This window comes from Bradyrhizobium cosmicum (assembly GCF_032290525.1).
Taxonomy (GTDB): domain Bacteria; phylum Pseudomonadota; class Alphaproteobacteria; order Rhizobiales; family Xanthobacteraceae; genus Bradyrhizobium; species Bradyrhizobium cosmicum_A.
This window is the reverse complement of sequence record NZ_JASXTA010000010.1, coordinates 31,413-54,177: the sequence shown is the minus strand read 5'-3', so window position 1 is coordinate 54,177 and position 22,765 is coordinate 31,413. Positions and strand designations below refer to the sequence as shown.

Annotated in this window: 22 protein-coding genes; 13 read left to right on the top strand and 9 right to left on the bottom strand. The window is 64.9% G+C overall.

The window, feature by feature from the left end; translation table 11 throughout:
* Nucleotides 1-34: 34 nt before the first annotated feature.
* From QSV46_RS19180 to QSV46_RS19155, 6 genes are all read left to right on the top strand, one after another.
* On the top strand, nt 35-1,015 hold the full coding sequence (locus tag QSV46_RS19180; protein WP_314954703.1) for an amino acid--[acyl-carrier-protein] ligase: 981 nt from the start codon (nt 35-37) through the stop codon (nt 1,013-1,015).
* A gap of 37 nt (nt 1,016-1,052) precedes the next feature.
* Nucleotides 1,053-1,928 (top strand): acyl-CoA acyltransferase, encoded by an 876-nt coding sequence (locus QSV46_RS19175; RefSeq protein ID WP_314954700.1) that lies wholly within the window; start codon nt 1,053-1,055, stop codon nt 1,926-1,928.
* A gap of 174 nt (nt 1,929-2,102) precedes the next feature.
* Nucleotides 2,103-4,970: a PAS-domain containing protein gene (locus QSV46_RS19170; RefSeq protein ID WP_314954698.1), complete on the top strand. Its 2,868-nt coding sequence runs from the start codon at nt 2,103-2,105 to the stop codon at nt 4,968-4,970.
* A gap of 203 nt (nt 4,971-5,173) precedes the next feature.
* A complete protein-coding gene (locus QSV46_RS19165; RefSeq protein ID WP_314954695.1) occupies nt 5,174-6,151 on the top strand; it encodes a tripartite tricarboxylate transporter substrate binding protein in 978 nt (325 codons plus the stop codon).
* Nucleotides 6,152-6,306: 155 nt separating this feature from the next.
* Nucleotides 6,307-6,792, top strand: coding sequence for a tripartite tricarboxylate transporter TctB family protein (locus QSV46_RS19160; RefSeq protein ID WP_314954692.1), 486 nt, complete (start codon nt 6,307-6,309; stop codon nt 6,790-6,792).
* A gap of 4 nt (nt 6,793-6,796) precedes the next feature.
* Nucleotides 6,797-8,305 carry a tripartite tricarboxylate transporter permease gene (locus QSV46_RS19155; protein WP_314954689.1) on the top strand — a complete coding sequence of 503 codons (1,509 nt, stop codon included), beginning with the start codon at nt 6,797-6,799 and terminating at the stop codon, nt 8,303-8,305.
* A 12-nt stretch (nt 8,306-8,317) separates the two neighbouring features.
* Here the strand turns inward: QSV46_RS19155 and QSV46_RS19150 are convergent, their stop codons facing one another.
* Entirely contained in the window at nt 8,318-8,782 is a 465-nt protein-coding gene (locus QSV46_RS19150) for a MarR family winged helix-turn-helix transcriptional regulator (protein WP_314954685.1), read from the bottom strand.
* 97 nt (nt 8,783-8,879) lie between these two features.
* On the opposite strand from QSV46_RS19150, the gene QSV46_RS19145 reads away from it, so the two are divergent.
* Complete coding sequence (locus tag QSV46_RS19145; RefSeq protein ID WP_314954680.1) at nt 8,880-9,248, top strand: antibiotic biosynthesis monooxygenase family protein; 369 nt, start codon at nt 8,880-8,882, stop codon at nt 9,246-9,248.
* Between the two features lie 18 nt (nt 9,249-9,266).
* On the opposite strand, the gene QSV46_RS19140 is transcribed toward QSV46_RS19145, so the two are convergent.
* Nucleotides 9,267-10,961: a bifunctional diguanylate cyclase/phosphodiesterase gene (locus QSV46_RS19140; RefSeq protein ID WP_314954677.1), complete on the bottom strand. Its 1,695-nt coding sequence runs from the start codon at nt 10,959-10,961 to the stop codon at nt 9,267-9,269.
* Between the two features lie 222 nt (nt 10,962-11,183).
* On the opposite strand from QSV46_RS19140, the gene QSV46_RS19135 reads away from it, so the two are divergent.
* Nucleotides 11,184-11,444, top strand: a complete 261-nt coding sequence (locus tag QSV46_RS19135; protein WP_314954674.1) for a hypothetical protein — start codon at nt 11,184-11,186, stop codon at nt 11,442-11,444.
* Between the two features lie 6 nt (nt 11,445-11,450).
* Here the strand turns inward: QSV46_RS19135 and QSV46_RS19130 are convergent, their stop codons facing one another.
* The 3 genes from QSV46_RS19130 to mtgA all read right to left on the bottom strand — a co-directional run bounded on the left by QSV46_RS19130 (nt 11,451) and on the right by mtgA (nt 13,253).
* The gene (locus QSV46_RS19130) at nt 11,451-12,089 is read right to left on the bottom strand and encodes a hypothetical protein (RefSeq protein WP_314954671.1); all 639 of its coding nucleotides are present in this window, start codon (nt 12,087-12,089) and stop codon (nt 11,451-11,453) included.
* A gap of 137 nt (nt 12,090-12,226) precedes the next feature.
* Nucleotides 12,227-12,409 carry a 50S ribosomal protein L32 gene (gene rpmF / locus QSV46_RS19125; protein WP_007598106.1) on the bottom strand — a complete coding sequence of 61 codons (183 nt, stop codon included), beginning with the start codon at nt 12,407-12,409 and terminating at the stop codon, nt 12,227-12,229.
* 169 nt (nt 12,410-12,578) lie between these two features.
* Nucleotides 12,579-13,253 (bottom strand): monofunctional biosynthetic peptidoglycan transglycosylase, encoded by a 675-nt coding sequence (gene mtgA, locus QSV46_RS19120; protein ID WP_314954545.1) that lies wholly within the window; start codon nt 13,251-13,253, stop codon nt 12,579-12,581.
* A 160-nt stretch (nt 13,254-13,413) separates the two neighbouring features.
* On the opposite strand from mtgA, the gene QSV46_RS19115 reads away from it, so the two are divergent.
* Both QSV46_RS19115 and QSV46_RS19110 read left to right on the top strand, forming a co-directional pair.
* Nucleotides 13,414-14,337 carry a farnesyl diphosphate synthase gene (locus tag QSV46_RS19115; protein WP_314954543.1) on the top strand — a complete coding sequence of 308 codons (924 nt, stop codon included), beginning with the start codon at nt 13,414-13,416 and terminating at the stop codon, nt 14,335-14,337.
* Between the two features lie 8 nt (nt 14,338-14,345).
* On the top strand, nt 14,346-15,032 hold the full coding sequence (locus QSV46_RS19110) for a DUF1345 domain-containing protein (protein ID WP_314954540.1): 687 nt from the start codon (nt 14,346-14,348) through the stop codon (nt 15,030-15,032).
* Nucleotides 15,033-15,086: 54 nt separating this feature from the next.
* On the opposite strand, the gene QSV46_RS19105 is transcribed toward QSV46_RS19110, so the two are convergent.
* Both QSV46_RS19105 and QSV46_RS19100 read right to left on the bottom strand, forming a co-directional pair.
* Nucleotides 15,087-16,889 carry a caspase domain-containing protein gene (locus QSV46_RS19105; RefSeq protein ID WP_314954538.1) on the bottom strand — a complete coding sequence of 601 codons (1,803 nt, stop codon included), beginning with the start codon at nt 16,887-16,889 and terminating at the stop codon, nt 15,087-15,089.
* Between the two features lie 184 nt (nt 16,890-17,073).
* Nucleotides 17,074-17,502, bottom strand: coding sequence for a GFA family protein (locus QSV46_RS19100; RefSeq protein ID WP_314954535.1), 429 nt, complete (start codon nt 17,500-17,502; stop codon nt 17,074-17,076).
* A 94-nt stretch (nt 17,503-17,596) separates the two neighbouring features.
* Between QSV46_RS19100 and QSV46_RS19095 the strand changes: the two genes are divergently transcribed.
* From QSV46_RS19095 to QSV46_RS19085, 3 genes are read left to right on the top strand one after another with little or no spacing between them, the layout of a single operon-like run.
* Nucleotides 17,597-17,971, top strand: coding sequence for a nuclear transport factor 2 family protein (locus tag QSV46_RS19095; protein WP_314954532.1), 375 nt, complete (start codon nt 17,597-17,599; stop codon nt 17,969-17,971).
* Nucleotides 17,972-18,015: 44 nt separating this feature from the next.
* A complete protein-coding gene (bla, locus tag QSV46_RS19090; RefSeq protein WP_314954529.1) occupies nt 18,016-18,873 on the top strand; it encodes a class A beta-lactamase in 858 nt (285 codons plus the stop codon).
* A 46-nt stretch (nt 18,874-18,919) separates the two neighbouring features.
* Entirely contained in the window at nt 18,920-20,530 is a 1,611-nt protein-coding gene (locus tag QSV46_RS19085) for a Na+/H+ antiporter (protein ID WP_314954526.1), read from the top strand.
* Between the two features lie 32 nt (nt 20,531-20,562).
* Here QSV46_RS19085 and QSV46_RS19080 read toward each other — a convergent pair whose 3' ends face one another.
* Together QSV46_RS19080 and QSV46_RS19075 are read right to left on the bottom strand one after the other, a co-directional pair.
* Nucleotides 20,563-21,375: an N-acetylmuramoyl-L-alanine amidase gene (locus QSV46_RS19080; protein WP_314954525.1), complete on the bottom strand. Its 813-nt coding sequence runs from the start codon at nt 21,373-21,375 to the stop codon at nt 20,563-20,565.
* 3 nt (nt 21,376-21,378) lie between these two features.
* A complete protein-coding gene (locus QSV46_RS19075; RefSeq protein WP_314954522.1) occupies nt 21,379-22,716 on the bottom strand; it encodes a Rieske 2Fe-2S domain-containing protein in 1,338 nt (445 codons plus the stop codon).
* Between the last annotated feature and the right edge of the window lie 49 nt (nt 22,717-22,765).

Genomic DNA, 22,765 nt, shown 5'->3' with positions numbered 1-22,765 from the left:
AACAAAAACAATTGCAGATAACAGGAAGTCGAACATGAACATTGCTGTTCTCCCCGATTCGCCCGAGACCGCCCCACACATGATCGACCCGCTCGATCATCTCGCGGACAAGCTGTTCCACCCCATGGGCTCGGACGGCGTCTATGCCCGCACCGCGCTTTATGAAGGCGTCGTCGACAAGCTCGCCGCGTTGATCACGAGCAATCGCGAAGCCGGCACCGAGGTGATGCGTTTCCCGCCGGTGATGAGCCGCGCCCAGCTGGAAAAATCCGGCTATCTCAAGAGCTTTCCGAACCTGCTCGGCTGCGTCTGCGGGCTGCACGGCACCGAGCGCGAAATCAACGCCGCGGTGAGCCGCTTCGATGCCGGCGGCGATTGGACGTCGTCGCTCTCGCCGGCCGACCTCGTGCTGTCGCCGGCGGCCTGCTATCCGGTCTATCCGATCGCGGCGAGCCGCGGGCCATTGCCGAAGGGCGGCCTGCGTTTCGACGTCGCCGCCGACTGCTTCCGCCGCGAGCCGTCGAAGCATCTCGACCGGCTGCAATCGTTCCGGATGCGCGAATATGTCTGCATCGGTACGGCCGACGACGTCGCCGATTTCCGCGAGCGCTGGATGGTGCGGGCGCAGGCGATTGCGCGCGACCTCGGCCTGACCTTCCGCGTCGACTACGCCAGCGATCCCTTCTTCGGCCGCGTCGGCCAGATGAAGGCGGTGAGCCAGAAGCAGCAGCAGCTCAAGTTCGAACTCCTGATTCCGCTACGCTCGGAAGAGCAGCCGACCGCCTGCATGAGCTTCAACTATCATCGCGAACATTTCGGCACGACATGGGGCATCCAGGACGTCAACGGCGAACCGGCGCACACCGGCTGCGTCGCCTTCGGCATGGATCGCCTGGCCGTCGCCATGTTCCACACCCACGGCACTGATCTTTCCGCCTGGCCCGCCGGGGTGCGGGAGCTCATGGGCATGCAGCCACAAGTCGCGGCAAATGCCCACGGCGAAGGCTGGCGCTAAGCGAACGCGGCCTGTCATTTCCACGGGTAAGACGAGCGTGATCCACACCAAGGTCCGATGCCGCGAGATCACCGAGGCCGACGTCGAGAAGGTCGCTGATCTCTTGACGCGCGGCTTCGTCGGACGCTCGCGCGACTATTGGATCCAGGGGCTGCGCCGGCAGGCCTTCCGGCCCGTGCCGGAGGGTTATCCGCGCTTCGGCTACATGCTCGACGATGACGGCACGCCGGTTGGCGTGCTCTTGTTGATCTACACGGCACGGAAGCACGGCGAGGAGGCCGCCGTGCAGTGCAACCTGTCGAGCTGGTATGTCGATCCGGCCTATCGCAACTACGCCCCGCTGCTGACCAAGATTGCGCAGCGGCACAAGGACGTCACCTATCTCAACATCAGCCCGGCGCCCTGGACCTGGCCGATCATCGAGACGCAAGGCTTTCGCGCCTATTGCCGCGGAATTTTCTTCTCGGTGCCTGCACTGGCGCGCGCCCCGCGCTGGAGCAAGATCGAGGTGATATCGCAGCACGCCAAGGCCATCGAGGGGCTTTCGGACGACGAGACCGAGCTGCTGACCCGGCATGCCCGCTACAATTGCCTCAGCCTCGTCTGCCGCACGCCGCAGGGAACGTTCCCCTTCGTCCTGCAACCGGTGCGCATCCGCCGCGGCTTCGTCGCGCCGCCAGCGATGAAGCTGATCTACTGTCGCAGCGCCGCCGAATACGCCGCCTGCGCGGGCCGCATCGGCCGGCTGCTGCTGCGGCTCGGCAAGGTCTCGGTCGCCATCGACTCCAATGGGCCGATTCCCGGCCTGGTCGGTATTTATACCGAGCGCCGCGGCCGCAAATATTTCAAGGGTCCGCACCGCCCGCAGCTCGCCGACCTGACGGATACGGAACTCGTACTGTACGGACCGTAAAGGGTCGAGCCGGCCGCGCCATGGCCTTGCCGAATGGCCGTTAGCGCGTTTGCTCTCCATCGCCAGTCACTCTCCGTAAACTACTGCGCTTAAGGGAATTTTCCGGCCTCTTCGTTACCGTCGGCGGCTGAATTACGCTGCGTTAAATCTATTGCCGCCGAGACCGCCGATCCCATGACGCCGACCAGCGACAACGAGCTTGGTGCACGCTGCGAAGAGGGCCCGCAGGCCCTGGTCGGGCTGAGCCAGCTTGCGCTCGACCACATGGAGCAGGGTGTCTGCGTCTACGACGCCGACAACCGCATCGTGCTCGTCAATCAGCGCTATCTCAGCCTGTTCAACATGTCGGCCGAGATCGTGCGAATCGGCACGAGCTACCGCGACGTGCTCGCTCACAGCGTGGCACTCGGCAACATCCCGGCAGGGGAAGTCGACGCCCTCTACGCCGCGCGCATGGCGCGGATCGCGGCCGGCAAGCCGTTCCGGACCGAGCAGCGGCTGGTGAGCGGTCTCGTCATGGCGCTCGATCTGAAGCCGCTTCCCGGCGGCGGCTGGATGACGATCTGCGACGACGTCAGCCGCCTCGCCCGGCTCGAGGCGGAATTGCGCGTGCAGACCGAGCGCAGCCAGCATGCGCTCGCCAACATGTCGCACGGCCTCATCATGTATGACGCCGACAGCCGCGTCGTTGTCTGCAACGAGCGCTTCCTGAACCTCTACAACCTCGACCCCGGAATCGTGAAGCCAGGCGTCACGCACAGCGCGGCCATCGAACACTGGCTCTCGCGCGGCAACATGCCGGGAATGTCGGCCGACGAGTTCCACGACACCAGGATCGACGACGTGCGCAGCAGGAAGGCGAAAACCCTGCTGGTGATGCGCTACGACGGGCGAATGGTGCAGGCGGTCTCCCGCTTCCTGCCGGATGGCGGCTGGGTGACGGTGCACGAAGACGTCACCGAGCGGCTGCAATACGAGGAGACGCTCAGGCAGCAGAATTTCATCCTCGATGCGGCGCTGGAGAACATGGCGCACGGCCTTGCCTTCTTCGACAGCGACATGCGGCTTCGGGTCTGCAACACCACTTACCGCAGGATCTACCGACTGTCGCCGGAGGAGACCAGGCCCGGCACGCATCTCAGCGAGTTGATCGAGCGGTCGATGGCGAACGGCGCATTCGCTTCCGAATACAGCCCGAAACAGCTGCTGCAAGCCGCCAGCGCCAGGATCGCGAACTGCGACTCCTCGCCGATGCGCCGCCGCATGTCGAACGACACCGTCATCTCGGTACGATACTGCGCACTTGCCGAAGGCGGCTTCGTCGCCACCTATGAGGACATCACCGAGCGCGAGCGTGCGGTCGAAGAGCTGAGCCAGCAGTATCGGCGCTTCGACGCAGCGCTGAACAACATGAGCCAGGGCCTGTGCATGCTCGATTCGGCCCTGCGCGTGATCGTCTGCAACCGCCGCTACATCGAGATGTACGGGTTGTCGCCCGACATCGTGAAGCCGGGCGTCTCGATGCGCGAGATCATGGAGCACAGCTGCTCGCTCGGCATCCATCCGAACATGACCGGCGCCAAGCTTTATGCAGATTACGTCGAGCGGCTGCGCGAGGGCGAGCACACGCTACATCGTCATCTGAGCGACGGCCGCATCATCAAGCTCAATCACAAGCGGATGGAGCATGGCGGCTGGGTCGTCACCTATGAGGACGTTACCGAGCGTCACAAGGCCCAGGCCCGGGTCGCGCACATGGCGCGGCACGATTCACTCACCGACCTGCCCAACCGAACGCTATTCCGCGAGAAGATGGGCGAGGGGCTGAACCAGGTCGCGATTGCCGGCGGCGCAATGGCCGTGCTGTGCTTCGACCTCGACAATTTCAAGACCGTCAACGACCGCCTCGGCCACGCCGCCGGCGACCGCCTGCTGCGCTGGGTCGCGGCGCGGCTAAAGGAGAATGTCGGCGAGCACGACACCGTCGCGCGCCTCGGCGGCGACGAGTTCGCCGTGCTCCAGCGCGGATCGCAGCCGCAATCGGCGGAAAAGCTCGCCCGCCGCCTGGTCGAGATCATCGGCCACCCGCCGCCGCTGGAGAGCCAGTCGATCCATGTCGGCGTCTCCGTCGGTATCGCGGTCGCGCCGGATCACGGGCTTGACGCCGACGAGCTGATGAAATGCGCCGACCTCGCGCTGTACCAGGCCAAGGCCAAGGGGCGCGGCGCCTATCAGCTGTTTGAGCCCGAGATGGAGGAAGAGGCGCGCAACCGGCATGCGCTGGAGCAGGACCTGCGCGGCGCGCTGGAGGCACGTGAATTCCACCTGGTGTTCCAGCCGCAGATGCGTCTCGACACCTCCGAGCTCACCGGCTTCGAGGCCCTGCTGCGCTGGAAACATCCGTCGCGCGGCCTGGTCTCCCCCGCCGAATTCATTCCGCTCGCGGAGGAGAACGGGCTGATCGTTCCGATCGGCGAATGGGTGTTGCGCACGGCCTGTGCGACCGCGGCGTCCTGGCCGGACGTCGCCGTCGCGGTCAATCTGTCGCCGGTGCAATTCCGCTCGCGCGGGCTGGTGGCGATGGTCACGAGCGCACTCGCCGAGGCCGGCCTGCCGCCGCAGCGGCTCGAGCTCGAGGTCACCGAAACGGCGCTGCTCGACGACAGCGAGGCGACGATCGGAATCCTGCACCAGCTCCGCAGCCTGGGCGTGCGCATCAGCCTCGACGATTTCGGCGTCGGCTATTCCTCGCTGAGCTATTTGCGCAAGTTTCCGTTCGATCGCATCAAAATCGACCGCTCGTTCGTCGGCACGCTCGGCGAAAGCCCGGAGAGCGTCGCCATCGTCCGCACCATCGCCAGCCTCGGCTCTGTGCTCGGCGTCGAGACCACGGCGGAGGGCGTCGAGACGATCGAGCAGCTCGACTTTGTCCGCGAATGCGGCTGCACCGCCGTGCAGGGATATTATTTCGGCAGGCCCTGCCCTGCGGCCGAGGTCCGGCGCACGATCGAGAGGCTGAGTGCAGTCCGCCGGGTCGCGTAAGAGCTTCGGCCGCCTCAAATTCCGTGCCTCGGCACGCTTCCAAACGACCAATTGTCGCACGCGCCTTTTCCGGCCGAATCGCCGTGCCGTGCCCGCAGACGGCCCGCGCAATGCGCTTTTCTTCTCCCATGATTTCGGGGACAATCCCGTCATAACAACGAGAAACGGCGGTCCAGCGAGGCCGCCGCGAGGGAGGAGTTTCGATGTCGCGAGACGGGCTGAAGACGATCGCCTTTGCCGCCATGCATGCTGTTGTGGTCGCGTTGCTCGCAACCGCCGCCAGTGCGCAAGACTATCCCACCAAACCCGTCACACTGATTGTGCCATGGCCGGCCGGCGGATCGACCGACATCTCGATGCGCGCGATCGCCGACAGTGCCTCGAAAGTGCTGGGGCAGCCGATCGTGATCGACAACAAGGCCGGCGGCGGCGGCACGGTCGGGCCTGCGACCATGGCGGCGGCCGCGAAGCCCGACGGCTACACCATCTCGCAGATTCCGATCACCGTCTTCCGCCTGCCCTTGATGCAAGAGGTGTCATGGGATCCGACAAAGGACTTCACCTACATCATTCACCTCACCGGCTACACGTTCGGCGTGACCACCAGCGCGGAGTCTCAGTTCAAGAGCTGGAAGGACGTGGTGGAGTTTGCCAAGGCCAACCCTGGCAAGGTGACCTATGCGACGCCGGGCACCGGCACCTCGCTGCATATCGGCATGGAGCAGATCGCCGCGATGTCCGGCATCAAGCTCACGCAGGTGCCGTTCAAGGGCGGCGCCGAGACCAACGCCGCCGTGCTGGGACAACACACCATGCTGCAGGCCGACTCGACCGGCTGGCGGCCGCTGGTCGACGCCGGCAAGCTGAAGCTGCTGATGGTGTGGACCGGCGCGCGGTCGCCGAACTATCCCGACGTGCCGACGCTGAAGGAGCTCGGCTATCCCATGGTCTATGATTCGCCCTTTGGCATCGCCGGCCCGAAGGGCGTGGATCCCGAGATCGTCGCCAAGCTGCACGATGCCTTCAAGAAGGCGCTCGAGGATCCCGCGGTGATCGCCACGCTCGCCAAATATGACATGGTGCCAAGCTACAAAAACACCGAAGACTACAGGAAGTTCGTGGTCGAGGTCACGGAATCCGAGCGCAAGGTGATCGATACTCTCGGGCTTGCGAAGAAATAGAGATAATCCACTTCCGTGTCCCGGATGCGGTGCAGCGCCTCTTCAGCGATGCACCGCAGAGCCGGGACCCCACTTTTTTCGTCCACACTCATGGGCCCCGGCTCTGCAGCGCACCACTTCGTGCTGCGCCGCGTCCGGGGCACGAGAGGATCGCAATGAGCAACCAAACCGACGTCAAACTTCGCCTCTCCAATTCCGAGCTCTGGGGCGGGTTGATCGGGCTCGCACTCGGCGGATTCGTGATCTGGCAGGGACTGAAGCTGAAGCTCGGCACCATCAGCGATCCCGGCTCCGGCTACGTGCTGTTCTACACGGGCATCCTGATGTGCGTGTTCGCGGCCTCCATCATCGGCTCGGCCATTACCGAGGGCGGGCCTACGCTGGCATCGCGCTGGGAAAACGTGCGCTGGAGCAAGCCGCTCCTCGTCATCGTCTGCCTCACCGCGTTCTCCTTCGCACTGGAGCCGCTTGGATTCCTGCTGTCGTCGATCCCGTTGATGCTGCTGCTGTTGCGCCTGATCGATCCGGTGCGCTGGACACTGGCGATCCCGGTCGCCGTTCTGGTGCCGCTGGGCATGTGGTGGGTGCTCAAGCGGCTGCTCCTGATCCAGTTGCCTTCGGGCCTGTTCGAGATCGGCTGACCGCATGGATACGCTTCTCAACGTCGCGCACGGGTTCGGCGTCGCGCTGCTGCCGATCAACCTGCTTTACTGTTTCATCGGCGTCTTCATCGGCACGCTGGTCGGCGTGCTGCCGGGCATCGGGCCGATCTCGGCGATGTCGCTGCTGCTGCCGGTGACGCTGTCGGGTACGCCGGAATCCGGCATCATCATGATGGCCGGCATCTATTACGGCTCGATGTATGGCGGCTCGACCACCTCGATCCTGGTCAACATCCCCGGCGAGGCGGCCTCGGTCGTCACCTGCATCGACGGCCACCAGATGGCGAAGCAGGGCCGCGCCGGACCCGCGCTCGGCATCTCCGCCTTCGGTTCCTTTATCGCCGGCACGTTTGCGCTGGTCGCCTTGATGCTGGTGGCGCCGCGGCTTGCCAGCATCGCGATCGCGTTCGGTCCGGCCGAGTATTTCAGCCTGATGGTGCTCGGCCTCGTGGTGCTCACCTTCCTCACCCAGGGCTCGATGCCGAAGGCGCTGCTGATGGCGTGCATCGGCGTCGTGCTCGGACTGATCGGGCTCGACAGCATCACGGCGCAGCCGCGGATGACATTCGGCCGCATGGAGCTGATCGACGGCATCGGGCTCGTGCCTGTCGTGATGGGCCTGTTCGGCGTTGCCGAGGTGCTGCTCAACACCGAGCAGGCGATCAAGCGCGACATCATCAACGCAAAGATCACGCAGCTCTTGCCCAACAAGGCCGATTGGCAGGCGAGCGCCGGCCCGGTGGCGCGCGGCACCCTGCTCGGCTTCCTGCTTGGCATTCTGCCTGGCGGCGGCGCGGTGGTGGCCTCGTTTGCGTCCTATGCGCTGGAGAAGCGGCTGTCGAAAACGCCGGAGCGCTTCGGTCATGGCGCCATCGAAGGCGTCGCGGGCCCGGAGTCGGCCAACAACGCGGCCGCCGGCGGCGCGTTCATTCCGCTGATGACCTTGGGCATCCCGCCGAACGTGGTGATGGCGCTGCTGCTGGGAGCCTTCGTCATCCACGGCCTGCAGCCGGGGCCGCTCCTGATCACCCAGAACCCCGGCCTGTTCTGGGGCATCGTCGCCAGCATGTATATTGGCAATGTCATGCTGCTGATCCTCAATCTGCCGTTGATCGGCATGTGGGTGCAGCTCCTGAAACTGCCCTACAACATCCTGTTCCCCCTGATCATCCTGTTCACGATCCTCGGCGTCTACTGCTCGAGCAACAACGTGTTCGACGTCTATGTGATGATCGCGTTCGGGATCATCGGCTATCTCATGCGCAAGCTCGGCTATGAGCCCGCACCGCTGGTGCTGGCGTTCGTGCTGGGACCAATGATGGAGAACAATCTGCGCAAATCGCTGATCCTGTCGCAGGGCGATCTCTGGACTTTTGTGCAGCGGCCGATCTCGGCGGTATGTCTTGCATTTGCGCTGATGCTGCTGATCGCGCCGCTATTGCCTGCGTTGCGCAGAAAACGCGAGCTGGTGGCACTGGATGAAGGGGCATGAAGCGCGGCCCAATCAGCCTTCGCCGGGCTCCTCTAGCCGATCACGCAGAGTGCCAATCACGCGATGGGCGATCTCGACCTCCCTCACCGACAATCCATCCGACAGGTTGTTGACCCAAGGGACCTGCAAGCGGCCAGCCGCATCGTAGATCTGCCGACCCTTGTCAGTGAGCACCACAAGCTGGGCCCGGCGATGATGCGGGTTGGTCTCGAACACGACGAGACCATCACGCTCCAGGTCGTTGACGATACGCTGCACGTTCTGGCGGTTGGCGCCGAGATTGCGCGCCAACCAGGCGACCGGCTCGGGGCGGTCGGCATCGACGATCGCCCCGAGTATCTGCCAGCGAGCGCTGGTGAGGCCGAGTGACGCCACCAATCGGTCGCCAGCGGTCAGAAGAATGCCGTTAGCTCGGAACAGGTCGAGGATGAGGCTGGTCAGCGCCTCGCCCGCCGGAGTTCGCTTAATCTTGTTCATTTGTCACCATTATTCCGTATTGACATTATGATGTCAATTGCCTATGCCTCGGATTGTCAACCTGACATGATGATACCAAATTGAACGGAGTGATGACATGCCTCAGATGCGTCCCCTCGACCCGGCCTTTCCGATCGACCGCCAGATCGCGATCGACACCGGCTCCGTGGTGCTGGTGAATCTGTTTACGCTCGATCCGGCCGACGAACAGAGCTTCCTGAAGAGCTGGCAGGACGATGCCGCCTTCATGAAGCGGCAACCAGGGTTTATCTCGACCCAGCTTCACCGCGCCGTCGGAGACAATCCGACGTATCTGAATTACGCCGTGTGGGAATCCAACGCGCATTTCCGCGCGGCCTTCACTCACCCGGAATTCCGCGCGAAGATCGCGGTCTACCCCGCATCCGCCGTCGCGAGCCCGCATCTGTTTCAGAAGGTCGCGGTGCCTAATGTCTGCGTGGCGTAGCTGCGGATCGCAAAGCGGTTATCCCGCCGCAGGCAGCGCGCTGTCCGGCGGTGCGCCCCACGGGCGGTCGGCTGAGGCAAGCCCGATCAGGCGGCCCTGGATATAGTCGCAGCCCCAGTCGCGCAGCATGTTCGCGGCCTCTTCATCCTGCACCCATTCGGCCACGGTCTTGATGTCGAGGCGGCGGGCAAGATCGATCAGGGTCTGCACGAAGGCGCGGTCGTCGGCGGAATGGGTGATGTTCTGCACGAAGGCGCCGTCGATCTTCACAATGTCGACGCCGAGCTTGCGCAGATTCCGGAACGAGGTGTAACCGGCGCCGAAATCGTCGATGGCGATGCGGCTGCCGAAATTCTTCAGCCGCGTGACGAAGCCGCGCACGTCGTCGATGTCCTGGATCGCCACCGTCTCGGTGATCTCCACGATCAGCCGCTCGGCGACACCGGGATGGGCCAGCATCAGCGACTCGATTCCCGCCCACCAGTCCGGATCCATGGTCGTATCCGGCGAGATGTTGAGGCTAAGGCAGATATCGGGCGTGGCCGCGAGCTCGGCGACCACGAGCTCGAGCACGCGGTGATCGACCAGGCGGATCAGCCCGAGCCGTTCGGCGACCGGCACGATGTCGGGCGCGAGCAGCACCTGACCGTCGCCCTGATCCATCCGCACCAGGCATTCGTGGAATGCGCGCTCGCGCGAGGCGGTCGACACCACCGGCTCATAGGCGAGCCTGATGCGGCGCTCGTTCAGTGCGGTGACGATCTCGTCGGTGACGCGGATGTTGACGCGGCGCTGCGCGTCGCGCGCAGCATCCGGGCGCCACGCCGCGAACGAGCCGGCGCGGCGGCGCTTGGCGGCGTCCAGCGTCTCATGAGCACGGTTGACCGCCTCGTCGGTGTTGCGGGCATAGCGCGGCACACTCACTGCGCCGATCGAGGCGGTGACCGACACCGGACCGGATTTGGTCGGCACCACCTCGTCGCGGATGCCGGCGAGGAAGCGCTCGGCGGCGACGTTCATGTCGTCGACGGTGCAGTTCTTCAGGATCAGTCCGAACTTGTTGCCGGAGAAGCGGCCGAGCACGTCGCCGCCGCGCAGACGCGCACGGATGCGCTTGGCGACGTCGAGGATCACGGCATCGGCAACGTCGAAGCCGAAGGCGTCGTTGACCCGGACGAGATGATCGATGCCCACCAGCATGAAGGCCGCGGTCGAGCGGAAGCGGGCCGTCTCCTCGATCGCCTCCGCCAGTGCCGCGATCAAATGCAGTCGGTTGAGCTCGCCGGTCAGCGGATCGAGCCGGGCCAGTTTCGTCAGCTCCTCGTCGCGGGCGTGACGCTCATTGTTGATGCGGACAGAGCCGATCGCGCGCGTGGGGCGGCCGTCGGGGCCGGCAAACCAGCGGCCGGTCTCCTCGATCCAGACCAGGGGATCGGAGGCGCTCATGCGCACGCCGTATTCGATGCGGTAGGGCGTGCCGTCGGCGCCGTGCACGGCGGAGGTCTGCGCCAGCGCGGCGGTTCGCTGCGTTTGCGCGGGCTCCATCAGCTTGGCGAATTCGGTCCCGGTTGCGAGCCGCTCGGCAGGGATGCCGGGGAAGACGGCGCCGACCTGCTCGCCCCAGACGATGACGTCGCTGGCGATGTCCCAGGCGAACACCGCCTGGCCAAGGGCGGCCAGGATGTCGGAGGCTTGCGGCAATGCAGGGGTCAAAATCGCCTCGTTTCGGGACAGCGGGAAGTCCTGAGCCGGCACAGGATAGAGCCAGATTCGCCCCCGACCCTAGGCAAAGTTGATAAACAATTTGGAAACCACGTTTCGTGGGCCCCGGGAACCAAACCGGCCTGTCCGGCATAGGCCTTGCGAGTACGTGACACGCACCGGCGCCAGCGTCCCGAAACGCGACAATCTTCCGCCGGGTCAACGGTGATTGCGATGTTGAGTACTGATCGATCGGTTGAGGCGGACAACGGCACGGGCACGGCCCTGGTGCCGCAGCTGCCGATGTTGCAGTGGGTGCACAAGGTCCCGCTGCCCCGCCCCGACCCGAGCTTCGTCACCCAGCTCATCGCCAATGCCGAGCATTTGCCCCAGGCCAGCCGGCTGCGCCGCGCCTCGTCCGAAGACGCGCAGATCGCCTACGGCAGCAAACGCCCGCTTCCGAGCGTCAGCGCGCGCACGCGGCAAATGGCTTGAGACTGATCAGCGCGGCGTATCAGGCGACGACGGCGTGCCGTTACCCGGCTGCAGATGCGGCGAGGGAATTTCCGGCGAGGGCGTACTCACAGGCTTCGGCGCCGGGTGATCCATCAGCACGGATTCGGCAACCGATTGTGCCGTGGGCGCGGGCGGCTCCGCCGGAGCTGGTTGCGGAGCGGACACCGGCTTGAATTTGGGCTCGAATGTCCCTTCATCCGCCGGCGCCTCGGCGTGGCGCCTGGCCTTCGGCACTGTCGTCTCGGCGACGTAGGTGACGCGGCGGCGCGTGCGCTGGGCGATGCCGCCGAGGAAATCAGCCATCGCGAGCAGCACCAGCAGGAAATAGGTGGAGTTGCCGAATTTGGGCCACATCACGAATTCGGCCGCGGCGGCGCCGAACACGATCAGCGACAGCAAATGATCCATCAGGAATTTCGAGCCGGGCCGCGCGCCTTTGACCACCTCTAGCAGCAGCAGCACGATCCCGAGCGCCAGCATCACATCCGCAAGCGTGACCGGCCAGGTCTCGCCCGTGATCATCGGCACCTTGAACAGCACGTCCGTGAAGGACACGGTCGGCATCAGGAAGGCGATGATGTTGTAGACCGCGAGCGGAATCAGGAGCAGCGGGAAACCGACCATCGGCAAATGCCTTCTCGATCAAGATATCCGGACAGGACAATGCGGCGGCGAAGCATTAGCTCCGCCGCCGTCATCCTCACATCTCATGGTTGGCCGAAATCAGGCAGACGAAATCATCCTGCCCGAAAGAAAGGTCCTCAGGACTCTTTCTTCTTCAGGACCTGACGGCCCTTGTACATGCCGGTCTTGAGGTCGAGGTGGTGGGGACGGCGGAGCTCGCCGGAGTCCTTGTCTTCCACGTAGGTCGGCTTCTTGATGGCGTCTGCCGAGCGGCGCATGCCACGACGCGACGGCGAGGTTTTTCTTCTCGGAACGGCCATTTCAATATCCTCTAGGGATTGGTGTTTTCCGGGCATCGTCCGCGAGGGGACGGCTCAGCACCCGCAAACCGAGGCGAGCTGAATGCCGATCAAGGCCGCGCTTATAGAGGAAGGCTGACCGTAAATCTAGGCTTTTGGACCGGGAAATACGTCCGAAAACGGCCCAAAATCAGCGATTTTCCCGCCAGCAGGTCGAAAGTGAAGAGGCCTGCACCCTCGCCACATAGGTCCCTGCCAGCCGCCGGACGCCAGATCCGGGGGTCCGGGCGCTGCGTTTGACCGGATTGGGCAGGATCGAGGCCAGAAGTGCGGCCTCCCGAGGGGAGAGGCTGGCCGCCGATCTGCCGAAGGCATAGGCGCTGGCCGCCTCGACCCCGAACTGGCCCTGCGGGCCGAGCTCGGCGATGTTGAGGTAGATCTCGAGAATCCGCGCCTTGGGCAGGACGAGATCGATCCACAGCGCCAGCGGGAATTCCAGCGCCTTGCGGACGAAATCCCGCCCCTGCCAGAGGAACAGGTTTTTGGCGACCTGCTGGGTGATGGTGGAGGCGCCCCGGAACGGCGTACCGTCCTCCTTCGCGTCGTCGATCGCCTCGCGCAGCGCGCCCCAGTCGATGCCGTGATGCTTGCAGAAATGGGCGTCCTCGGCCGCCACCACCGATCGCGGCAGTGAGGGCGACATCGCGGCCAGGTCGATCCACTCCCGATGCATCGGCGCCCCCCGCAAGCTACGCCAAGCCATCAGTGTCGAAACCGGATGGCCGGTGCGGTAGAACGGCGCGATCACGTAAGGCGCGAGAACCACGACCGCGAGCGCTAGCAGCAGGATTTTAACGATGCGCAAATCGACCTTTCCGGCGCAAAATGAAAAGTGGCCACGGATCCCGCCATAAGTCTGTGATAATTCTGGCCTTTTCCAGTACTTTTTAGGCCTTCCAAACGATTGACTGGGGCGGGCGCATAAAGGATTGTCCCGCCGAATTTTAGTTCTGGAGCCCTTCTTGATGACCGGCACGTCCCCGTCCGATTTCGCCCAACGCCTGGACAAGACCGCTGATGACACCGAAGCCCTGCTCGGGCGCCTGCTCTCGGACGACATCCTGCCCGATGAGATCGCCCGGCCCAAGCGACTGATGGACGCAATGCGCTATTCGAGCCTGAACGGCGGCAAGCGTCTGCGGCCGTTCCTGGTGGTCGAGAGCGCGGCCGTGTTCGGCGTGCCGCGCGAGGCCGCGCTGCTCGCCGGTGCGGCGCTCGAATGCATCCACTGCTATTCGCTGATCCACGACGACCTGCCGGCGATGGACAATTCGGACCTGCGCCGCGGCCGTCCCACCCTGCACAAGAAGACCGATGACGCCACCGCGATCCTCGCCGGCGACGGCCTTTTGACGCTCGCCTTCGACATCATCACCCGGGACGAGATCCACCGCGACGCCAATGTGCGGCTGCTGCTGACGCGCGCGCTGGCGCGCTGCGCCGGCATCGGCGGCATGGTCGGCGGCCAGATCCTCGATCTCGCCGGAGAAGGCCGCTTTGGCGGCAACGAACCGATCGATGTCGCCCGTATTCAGCAGATGAAGACCGGCGCGCTGCTGCGCTACGGCTGCATCGCCGGCGCAATCCTCGGTCAGGCCTCGCAGAAAGAGTATCAAGCGCTCGACGATTACGGCCGCGCGCTCGGCGAAGCCTTCCAGATCGCCGACGATTTGCTCGACGTCGAAGGCGATGCGGCCGCCCTCGGCAAGCCCTCGGGCCAGGACGCCGCGCTCGGCAAGACCACCTTCGTCACCCAGCTCGGCATCGAAGGCGCCAAGCAGCGCGTGCGCGACCTGCTCGCGCGGGCCGACAGCGTCGTGTCGATCTTCGGCGACCGCGCCGCCGTGCTGCAAGCCGCTGCGCGATTTGTCGCCGAACGAAAGAACTGACAGCTCCGATGGTGGCCGAGGGCAAAGAAGATCCCGCCCTCGCCCGCTTCCGCAAGATGTCGCGGCCGGTGCGGCTCATCTATGCGCGGCCGCGGACCTTCATCGCGCTCGCGGCCGGAATCCTGGTCTGCCTGCTGCTGCCGAGCTCGCACCGGCTGGTGACGCGGCTGCTGTTCGGTTGGGATGCGCTGATCGCAGTGTATCTCGTGCTGGTCTACGCGATGATGCTGTGCAACGACCACCAGCACATCCGTCGCGCCGCCGCGATGCAGGACGACGGCCGTTTCGTGATCCTGCTGGTGACGGCAATCGGCGCGTTCGCGAGCATCGCGGCGATCGTCGCCGAGCTCGGTGCCCATCGTGGCGCCGCGGAACTTACGATCGCGATCACGACCATCGCGTTGTCATGGGCGGCCGTACACACCACCTTCGCGCTGCATTACGCCCATGAATATTACCGCGGCCCGCCGGGCGGCTTGCAGTTCCCGAGCGGCGACAAGGAAGACCACGCCGACTACTGGGATTTCGTCTATTTCTCCTTCGTGATCGGCATGACCGCGCAGGTCTCCGACGTCGGCATCTCCGACAAGATCATCCGCCGCACTGCCACCGCGCACGGCATCATCTCGTTCATCTACAACACGGCGCTGCTAGCGCTGACAGTCAACATCGCGGCAAGCGCGATCTCGAACTGACGTCGTCCCGGTCCTCGTGCGCAACTGTGCACTAGGCTTGGACGACTTGAAGTGTCAGTGACAAACCTCGACATTGGCGTCGTTGCCGGGGCCGCCACCGCCGCGATATTCGAGATGGCAGCCGCGGTTGACCGGACGGCAGCCGCCGTTATTGCAGAAAACCTGTCCGCCGCCGGCGGCACGGCCAGCGCCGGCCGCAGCGCCGATTCCGCCCATGCCGCCATAACCGCCCGCCTGCCGACGCTGCCGCGCCGGACGATCTTCGCTGTCGTCGCGTCGCGAGGTCGCGGGCTTGGAAGCCGTGGGCTTTGCGGCGCGCTTCTTCTCACACTCGTTGTCGTCGTTCAGAGCATAGCCGTCGCCGCAGACAATCCTGGTGCATTTGTCGCCCTCGGCCTTGAAGCCGCGCTCGCAAGCCAGCGGGCAAACCCGCGACGGCTTTGACTTGACGGTGTCGAGCGCATCGGTGCTCGCCATCTTTACGTCGAGCTTGGTGCCGGCATAGCGGTTGAACTGCGACAGCGATCGCTGCGAGGATGTGTTCCAGTTGCCGTCAGCCTGCCCGGAGAAGCAGCCGACCCGGCCGAGCTCGGTCTGCACCGAACGGCTGAGATCAGCCGGCGCGGTCGCCGGCGTCAGCGAAGCAACGTTGATGCCGGCGGAAGCCGCCGTGCTGCTGGGTGCAGCGTTCGGCGCCGCGGTGGCGAGGTTGACGCGCTGCTGCTCGGCGGCGGCAGCCTGCTGCTGCGCCTGCTCCTTGGCCTTCTGCGCGGCAAGCTGCGCCTGTTCGGCGGCCTTTGCGTCGGCGGCGGCCTTGGCCTGCGTATCCTTCTGCGCGCCGACGGCCGCAAGGCGATCACGCTCTGCCTCGGCCTGCTTGGCCTTTTCGGTGGCAGCCGCATGGGCCTGCTCGGCGCCGATTTTCTCGACCTGAAGCCTGGCGAGGCTTGCATAGAAGCCGTCGGAATGCTGGGCAAGGAACGCCTCCCATGCCGGCCTGCTGCCGACCTGGAGCGCGAGTTCGTAATCGCGGCGGATATCGGCCTGCGGATTCGGCGCAGGCGCCGCCGCAGCAGCCACCTTGACCGGCACCAGCGGCACGTCCTCACCGCCAAGCGAGCCGTACACGAACGGCTCCTGCTTGTTACCTGTCGACTTGAGCACGTCGTCGCGCACGAAGCCGAAGGCGCGGCGAACGTCGAGGCCCGGCGTCGTCAGATGCTTCGACAGCGCCACGGTAAAGGGGCTGTTGGCGCCGTCGCCGTCCTGCGCCGTGAAGCCGGCCTTGGCCGAATAGGCGATCAGCGTGTTGGGGCTGTTCGGCTCGACCTGGGCGAGGCCGCGGCCGATGCCGCGCGAGGCGACCGTGCGTTTCATGGTTTTGCCGAACGGATTGTCGCGGCAGGCATCCAGGATCACCAGGCGAAGTTGCTTTGCCGGTTCGACCGCGACCAGGACGCGATCGAGGGAGAGCGCCTCGTCAAAGACGTCGGTGTCGCGCTCCAGCTTGGCGTCGACGGGGATCAGATAGTTCGAGCCTTCGACCTCGATGCCGTGGCCGGCATAGTAGACCACGGCGATATCGGCATCGCGGGTTGCGTCGGCGAATTCGCGCAGCACACGCCTTGTGTCCAGGGCGGACAGATCGTGCCGGGAATCGACGATTTCGAAGCCCGCGTCCTTCAGCGTCCTCGCCATCACCGACCCATCATTGACAGGGTTCACGAGCGAGGGCGCGTGCTGATAGGCCGAATTGGCGATCACCAGCGCGACGCGTTTTCCGGCAAAGGCGGGCGCGGCGCCGAACAGCAGCGCGGCGGCGAGGAGGAGCGGGCAAAGTCTGAGCAGGTTGCGCATGACAAGACTTCCGACAATTCTGGGCGTTCAGGCCCGTGGGGACCGCTTTAGCAGGACCGACCGCCGGCGCTTGTGACGGAGGTCACGAAGGTGGTGCCGACGACGGCCCGAAAGACCCTTTATATTTGTCGCGCCAGTGCGGTCGGGGTTCGGGCCGCAAAGGCGCGCGGGGGGTCGGGTTCCCCTAGGAATCCCCGACGTGCCCCCGATACTGCGGCAGATCGTCGGTAATGGCGTGCCAAGGTGCCTTCGAGCCGACGAAGATATGGGCGCTCGGCCGGATCGAGGGCGCATCGACCAGGGTTCCCATGGCGACATGGACCCATTTCCCCTCTCGCACCCGGGAATAAAGCAGCGAGCCGCAGCGGGCGCAGTGGGCGTCATGGATGGTGTCGTCGCCGTAGATGAGCCGCTGGTCCTCGCCTTGAACGAGCCGCAGCTTGTCCTGCACGATCCCGGCGAATGGCTTGAAAACCGAGCCGGTGGTGCGGCGGCAGTTCGAACAGTGGCAGTTCATCGCATAGGAGAACTCATCCGCCACCTCGTAGCGCACGGCGCGGCAATAGCATTCGCCAGTGAGGATGCGGGCGTTCGAATTTTCTGATCCGGTCATGGCGGCGCCTTCACGCAAGTGGTTGACACACCCATAGCGCATTTCGGTGTGTACGATTAAGTTCGCCCGAAGCCATCATTCAAAGGGATGACCCATGAGCCAGAACCGTTCGAGCGTCGAAGCCGTCGTGCAATCCTACTTTGACGCTCTCTACGAGGGCGACGCCGATAAGCTCGGCGCGGCGTTTCACCCCTCTGCCGACCTGCGCTGGGTCGAAAAGGGCGAGCTCAAGATCCTGACCGTGCCGGACTGGCTCGCCTGGGTACGCAAGCGTCCCTCCGCCAAGTCTGAAGGCAAGCCGCGCGAGGATTTCATCGTCACCATCGACCGTTCGGATGACAACACCGCCTTCATCAAAGTCAAATGCCAGCTGCCGCCACGCTATTTCACCGATTATCTGGTGGCGATGAAGCTCGCCGACGGCTGGCAGATCGTGTCGAAATCGTATCGGTATGATCTGAGGGAGTGAGAGGGGCGCTGCTTCCCACTCTCCGTCTCGTTCAAAGGTCCCTCATGCCTCTCGATCGTCGCTCCCTGCTCGCCTCCCTCTGCTGGATGGCCGCTTCTCCCGCGCTTGCCGCGAATGCTCCGCCAGAGCTCGAATCCTACGAGCGCGAGAGCGGCGGGCGGATCGGGATCTATGCGGAGAATCTCGCGACCGGAGCAAAGCTCGCATGGCGCGCCGACGAGCGCTTCGTCATGTGCTCGACCTTCAAGGCCTCGCTCGCGGCCTGCGTGCTCGCGCGGGTCGATCGCGGCGAGGAGCAGCTTGCGGCCATGATTTCCTACGGCGAGGGCGATCTGCTGGACTATGCGCCGGTCGCCAGGCAAAATCTCGTGGCCGGTAAAATGTCGGTCGCCGAGATGTGCAAGGCGATCGTCGAGCTCAGCGACAACACCTGCGCCAATCTGCTGCTGGCGCGGATCGGCGGCCCCGCCGTGCTCACCGCGTTCTGGCGATCGCTCGGCGACACCACATCGCGGCTCGACCATAACGAGCCTGAACTGAACCGCTCGCCGCCCGGCGACCCCCGGGACACCACGACGCCGGCGGCGATGGCGGGCAATCTGAAGCGGCTGGTGACGGGCGAGGCGCTGTCGCCGGCCTCACGTGCGCAGCTCTCCGAATGGATGGTCGGCTGCAAGACCGGCGCGAACCGTCTGCGCGGCGGCCTGCCGGCAGGCTGGAAGATCGGCGACAAGACCGGCAACAACGGCAAGGACGCATCGGGCGACATTGCCGTCGCTTGGCCCAACCCCGATATGCCGATCCTGATCGCGGCCTATACCCAGGGGGGCACGCCCAATGCCGCGCAGATCGAGGCCGTGTTCGCGCGCATCGGACGGATGGTGGCCGAACAACTGGTCTGAGCCGCGCCGCATTGACCTTTTGGCTGCTTCCGGGTCAAGACAGGCCATGATCGCCGCGAAATTTCAGACTTTTCTCATCCTGCTCGCCGCGTTGGCGGGGACCGCGCTCGTCGCCCGCCGCTTCAACGTCGCTCCGGCCATTCTGCTGATGCTCGCGGGCGTCGGCCTCGCCTTCGTGCCGGGCATGCCGCCGGTGGAACTGCCGCCGGAGCTGATCCTGCTGATGGTGCTTCCGCCGCTGATCTACTCGGCGAGCGTCGCCATGAGCTGGCGCGAGTTCAGGAACAATTTGCGCCCGATCGTGCTGCTTGCGGTCGGCGCAGTGATCTTCACCACCGCGATGGTGGCGACCGCAACGCATTATCTGATCGGGCTGCCCTGGACCGTCGGCTTCCTGCTGGGCGCCATCGTCGCCCCGCCCGACGTGGTCGCGCCGCTCGCGATCGCGCGACGGCTCAACATGCCGCGCCGGCTCCGCGTCATCCTCGAGGGCGAAGGGCTCGCCAACGATGCCACCGCGCTGATCCTCTACCGCTTCGCGCTCGCCGCCATCATGGTCGGACATTTCTCGCTGCCGGTCGCGGCCGGCGAATTCCTCCTGATCGTCGCCAGCGAGATCGCCTTCGGTATCGGCGTCGGCTGGCTCTCCCTCCGCTTTCGCAAATGGTCGGCGGATCCGCAGGTCGAGCTGACGCTGTCGCTGATCACGCCCTATGTCTCTTACTGGGTGCCCGAGCATGTCGGCGGTTCGGGTGTGATCGCGACGGTGGCCTGCGGCCTATATGTGAGCTGGAACGGCCCGCTGCTGATTTCGTCGGCAACGCGCTTGCAGGGCATCTTCTTCTGGGACCTCGTGATCTATCTGATCGAGGGCTTGCTGTTCCTGCTCACCGGCTTCCAGATGCGGGCGCTCTACGAGAAATCGAAGGCATTCCCGCTCGACGACATCCTGATCGCGACCGCCGTGGTCCTGGTAATCGTCGTGGTCGCGCGGTTCGCCTGGCTCTATCCCGCGACCTATCTGCCGCGAATCCTCAGCAAGTCGCTGCGCAAGCGCGATCCGTCCCCGCCCTGGCAATGGCCGTTCACGCTCGCCTTCACCGGCGTGCGCGGCGCGGTGTCGCTGGCGGCCGCGCTGGCACTGCCGTTCACGCTGCCGGGCGGCGAGGCCTTCCCCTATCGCGACCTGATCCTGTTCGTCGCTTTTGGCGTCATCTTCGTCACGCTGATCGGTGTCGGCCTGACGCTGCCGCCGATGGTCCGCTGGCTCGGCGTCGCCGAGGCCGGCCGCAGCGAGCATGTCAGTGAGCACGAGGCCGAGATCGCCGCGCGCCGCCAAGCGCTCGACGCCGCGCTGAAATCGCTGGACGCACTGACCGAGGGAACGGAAGTCTCCGAGGAGGTGATTCGGCTCCTGCGTGCCCGCCACGAGATCCGCGTCAACCAGCTTCCCGATTCGCTCGATCCGACCCATCACGACGTCTCCGCCGCCGGCACCGCGCTGACCCGCGACCTGATCGCCGCAGAGCGCAAGTTCATCCACGACCTCCTGCGCGACGGTCAGATCACGGACGAGACACGCCGCCGGATCGAGCGCGACCTGGATCTGGAGGAGGCGAGCTTGGCGAACCGGGAGTATCGGGGGGCGCCGCTGTAGCGCAATGACGGGTGTTGAAGTAGCAGCGCAGTCTACCGCTTCTCGCAAAACTCCCCCATCGCCGCGGCGACGGCGCTCGCGATCAGCTCCTGCCGCTCGGACGAGTTCATCGTCATCTCCTCGTCGCGGTTGATAATCGAGCCCGCCTCCAGCAGCACTGCGGCACTGCTCGTCCGCGACAGCACGACGAGCCCGTCATAGCGGTAGACGCCGACATCCTTGTCGAGCAGTTCGCGCCGGTAGCGGCCCATCAGCGGCAGGGTGTATTGGCTGGCATAGTGCAGCCCCTGCTCCTTCAACTGCCGGCCGATCATCCGGGCCAGCCTCAGGCTGGTGGCGAAGTGCGGATTGCGCTGCGACACGAACAGCGAATGACCGGAAAAGCGGTCGCTGAAATAGCTGTTCGCGCCATCGAATTCCCAGCTCTCGAGCAGCTTGTCCGGCACCGAATCGTGGTGGATCGACAGGAACAGATCGGCCCGGCCGTCATTGGCAGCACCGACGCGCTTGAACAGGCTCGGCCGTGCCTTGCCGTCCGTGACGAGCAGGCGGGTTGCGGCAAAACCTTCGGATTTGAGTTTAGCCGCGATCTGCCTTGCGAGCCGGAAGTTGAAGCCGAACTCCGTGTCGTTGCGCGCGCTCAACGCGCCGTAGGAATCCGGCGTGTGCCCGACATCCACGACGATGCGGAATTTGGACATCTCGCATTTGGCCGCAGATTGCGTCGGCTTCGGTTTCGCTATCTTTCGTGGCGCAGCGACCTGGCCGGCGCCGAGCGACGACAGCAGGATCGACGCAACGAGCGGCAAGACGAGAATTGCGACGATGCTCTGCGATTGCCTCAAGCCCTACTCCGCTGCCGCGCTGTGGGGACGGCCGACGAAGCCCGCGACATCACCAAAACGCTCCAGCATTACCGCGGGCAGATCCTTGCCCTTGCCGGTAACGCAGGCGCCGGAGCGCACGGCGTAGCGATCCTGATGCGCGGCCTGCGGCGGCGGCTCGCCCTGCTGAAGCGCACGCGCCAGATCCATCATGACCTTGCGGAAATGCATGATGCCGAGATCGGTCGGGCCGAGATGCTCGCGGGTGCGGTCGGCGATCGGGCCTTGGCTGTCCTGCACGGCTGCATCCTGCTCGGAGACGCCCTTGATGCCGGTGTAGCTCCTGGTCTTCTGGAGCTTGCGGTCGATCAGATAGTCGTTGCCCTTGTGGCGCAGCGGCACGTAGCTGTCGTCAACCTGCGCGATCACGCCATTGCCGCGGTCGAAGGCGTCGCGCTCGGCTTGCGTCAGCGAACGCTCCGGATTCCAGGCATAGGTGTAGATCCAGCAATTGGTATCGGTCACGGGCACGAAGGTCTGGCCAAAAATGTTCTCGCCCGGCATCGCGCTCGGCGCGTAGGCGTGGAACGGCATCAGGAACTGCGCGATGCGCCAGTAGATATTGTCGCCGCCGGTGAGCCGGCCGCCGGCAATGGTCAGCCCCGCATCGTGCGGGCTGATCTTGATCACGGGGCGTGGATCGTCCGCGATCCAGCGCATGTGGTCATTGTTCATTCGCGCGATTGGACTCACAAAGTGCTTCTTGATATCCAAAATCTCGTTCTCCTCCTTGTCGAAAGAGAGATGCGCGAAAGTGAAATGCGCGGTGTCGATCGAACCCTCCAGCGCCTGCACACAATTGCAGTCCTGCCATTTCTTGCTGACGTAGCGGTGCGAGGCCGGCAACAGCGCCATTTCAAGATCGGGCAACTCGGGCATGACATCGGCTGGCCCCATATAGGCCCAGATCATCTCGCCCCATTCGCGCGCCGGATAGGACTTGATGCGGATCAGGTCTTTTGCGTTGAGATCGGGATAGGAGGTCGGCATGTCGACGCATTTGCCATCGGTGTCGAACTTCCAGCCGTGATAGACGCAGCGGATGCCGCATTCCTCGTTGCGCCCAAGCCACAGATTGGCGCCGCGATGCGGGCAATGCTGGTCGATGATTCCGACGACGCCGCGGGAGTCGCGGAAGGCGAGCAACTCCTCGCCGAGCACGGTGATCTTCTTGGGCTCGCCGTCGGACTCGGGGAGTTCTTTGGAGAGCAGGACAGGAATCCAGAAGCGGCGCAACAGCTCGCCCATTCCCGTCCCGGAGCCGGACTCGGTCAGGAATTTGTTGTCCTCGGCGCGGAGCATGGCGGATCCTCCCGATTTGTTTTCGGGAAGATTGGCGCGGGAGCGCGAG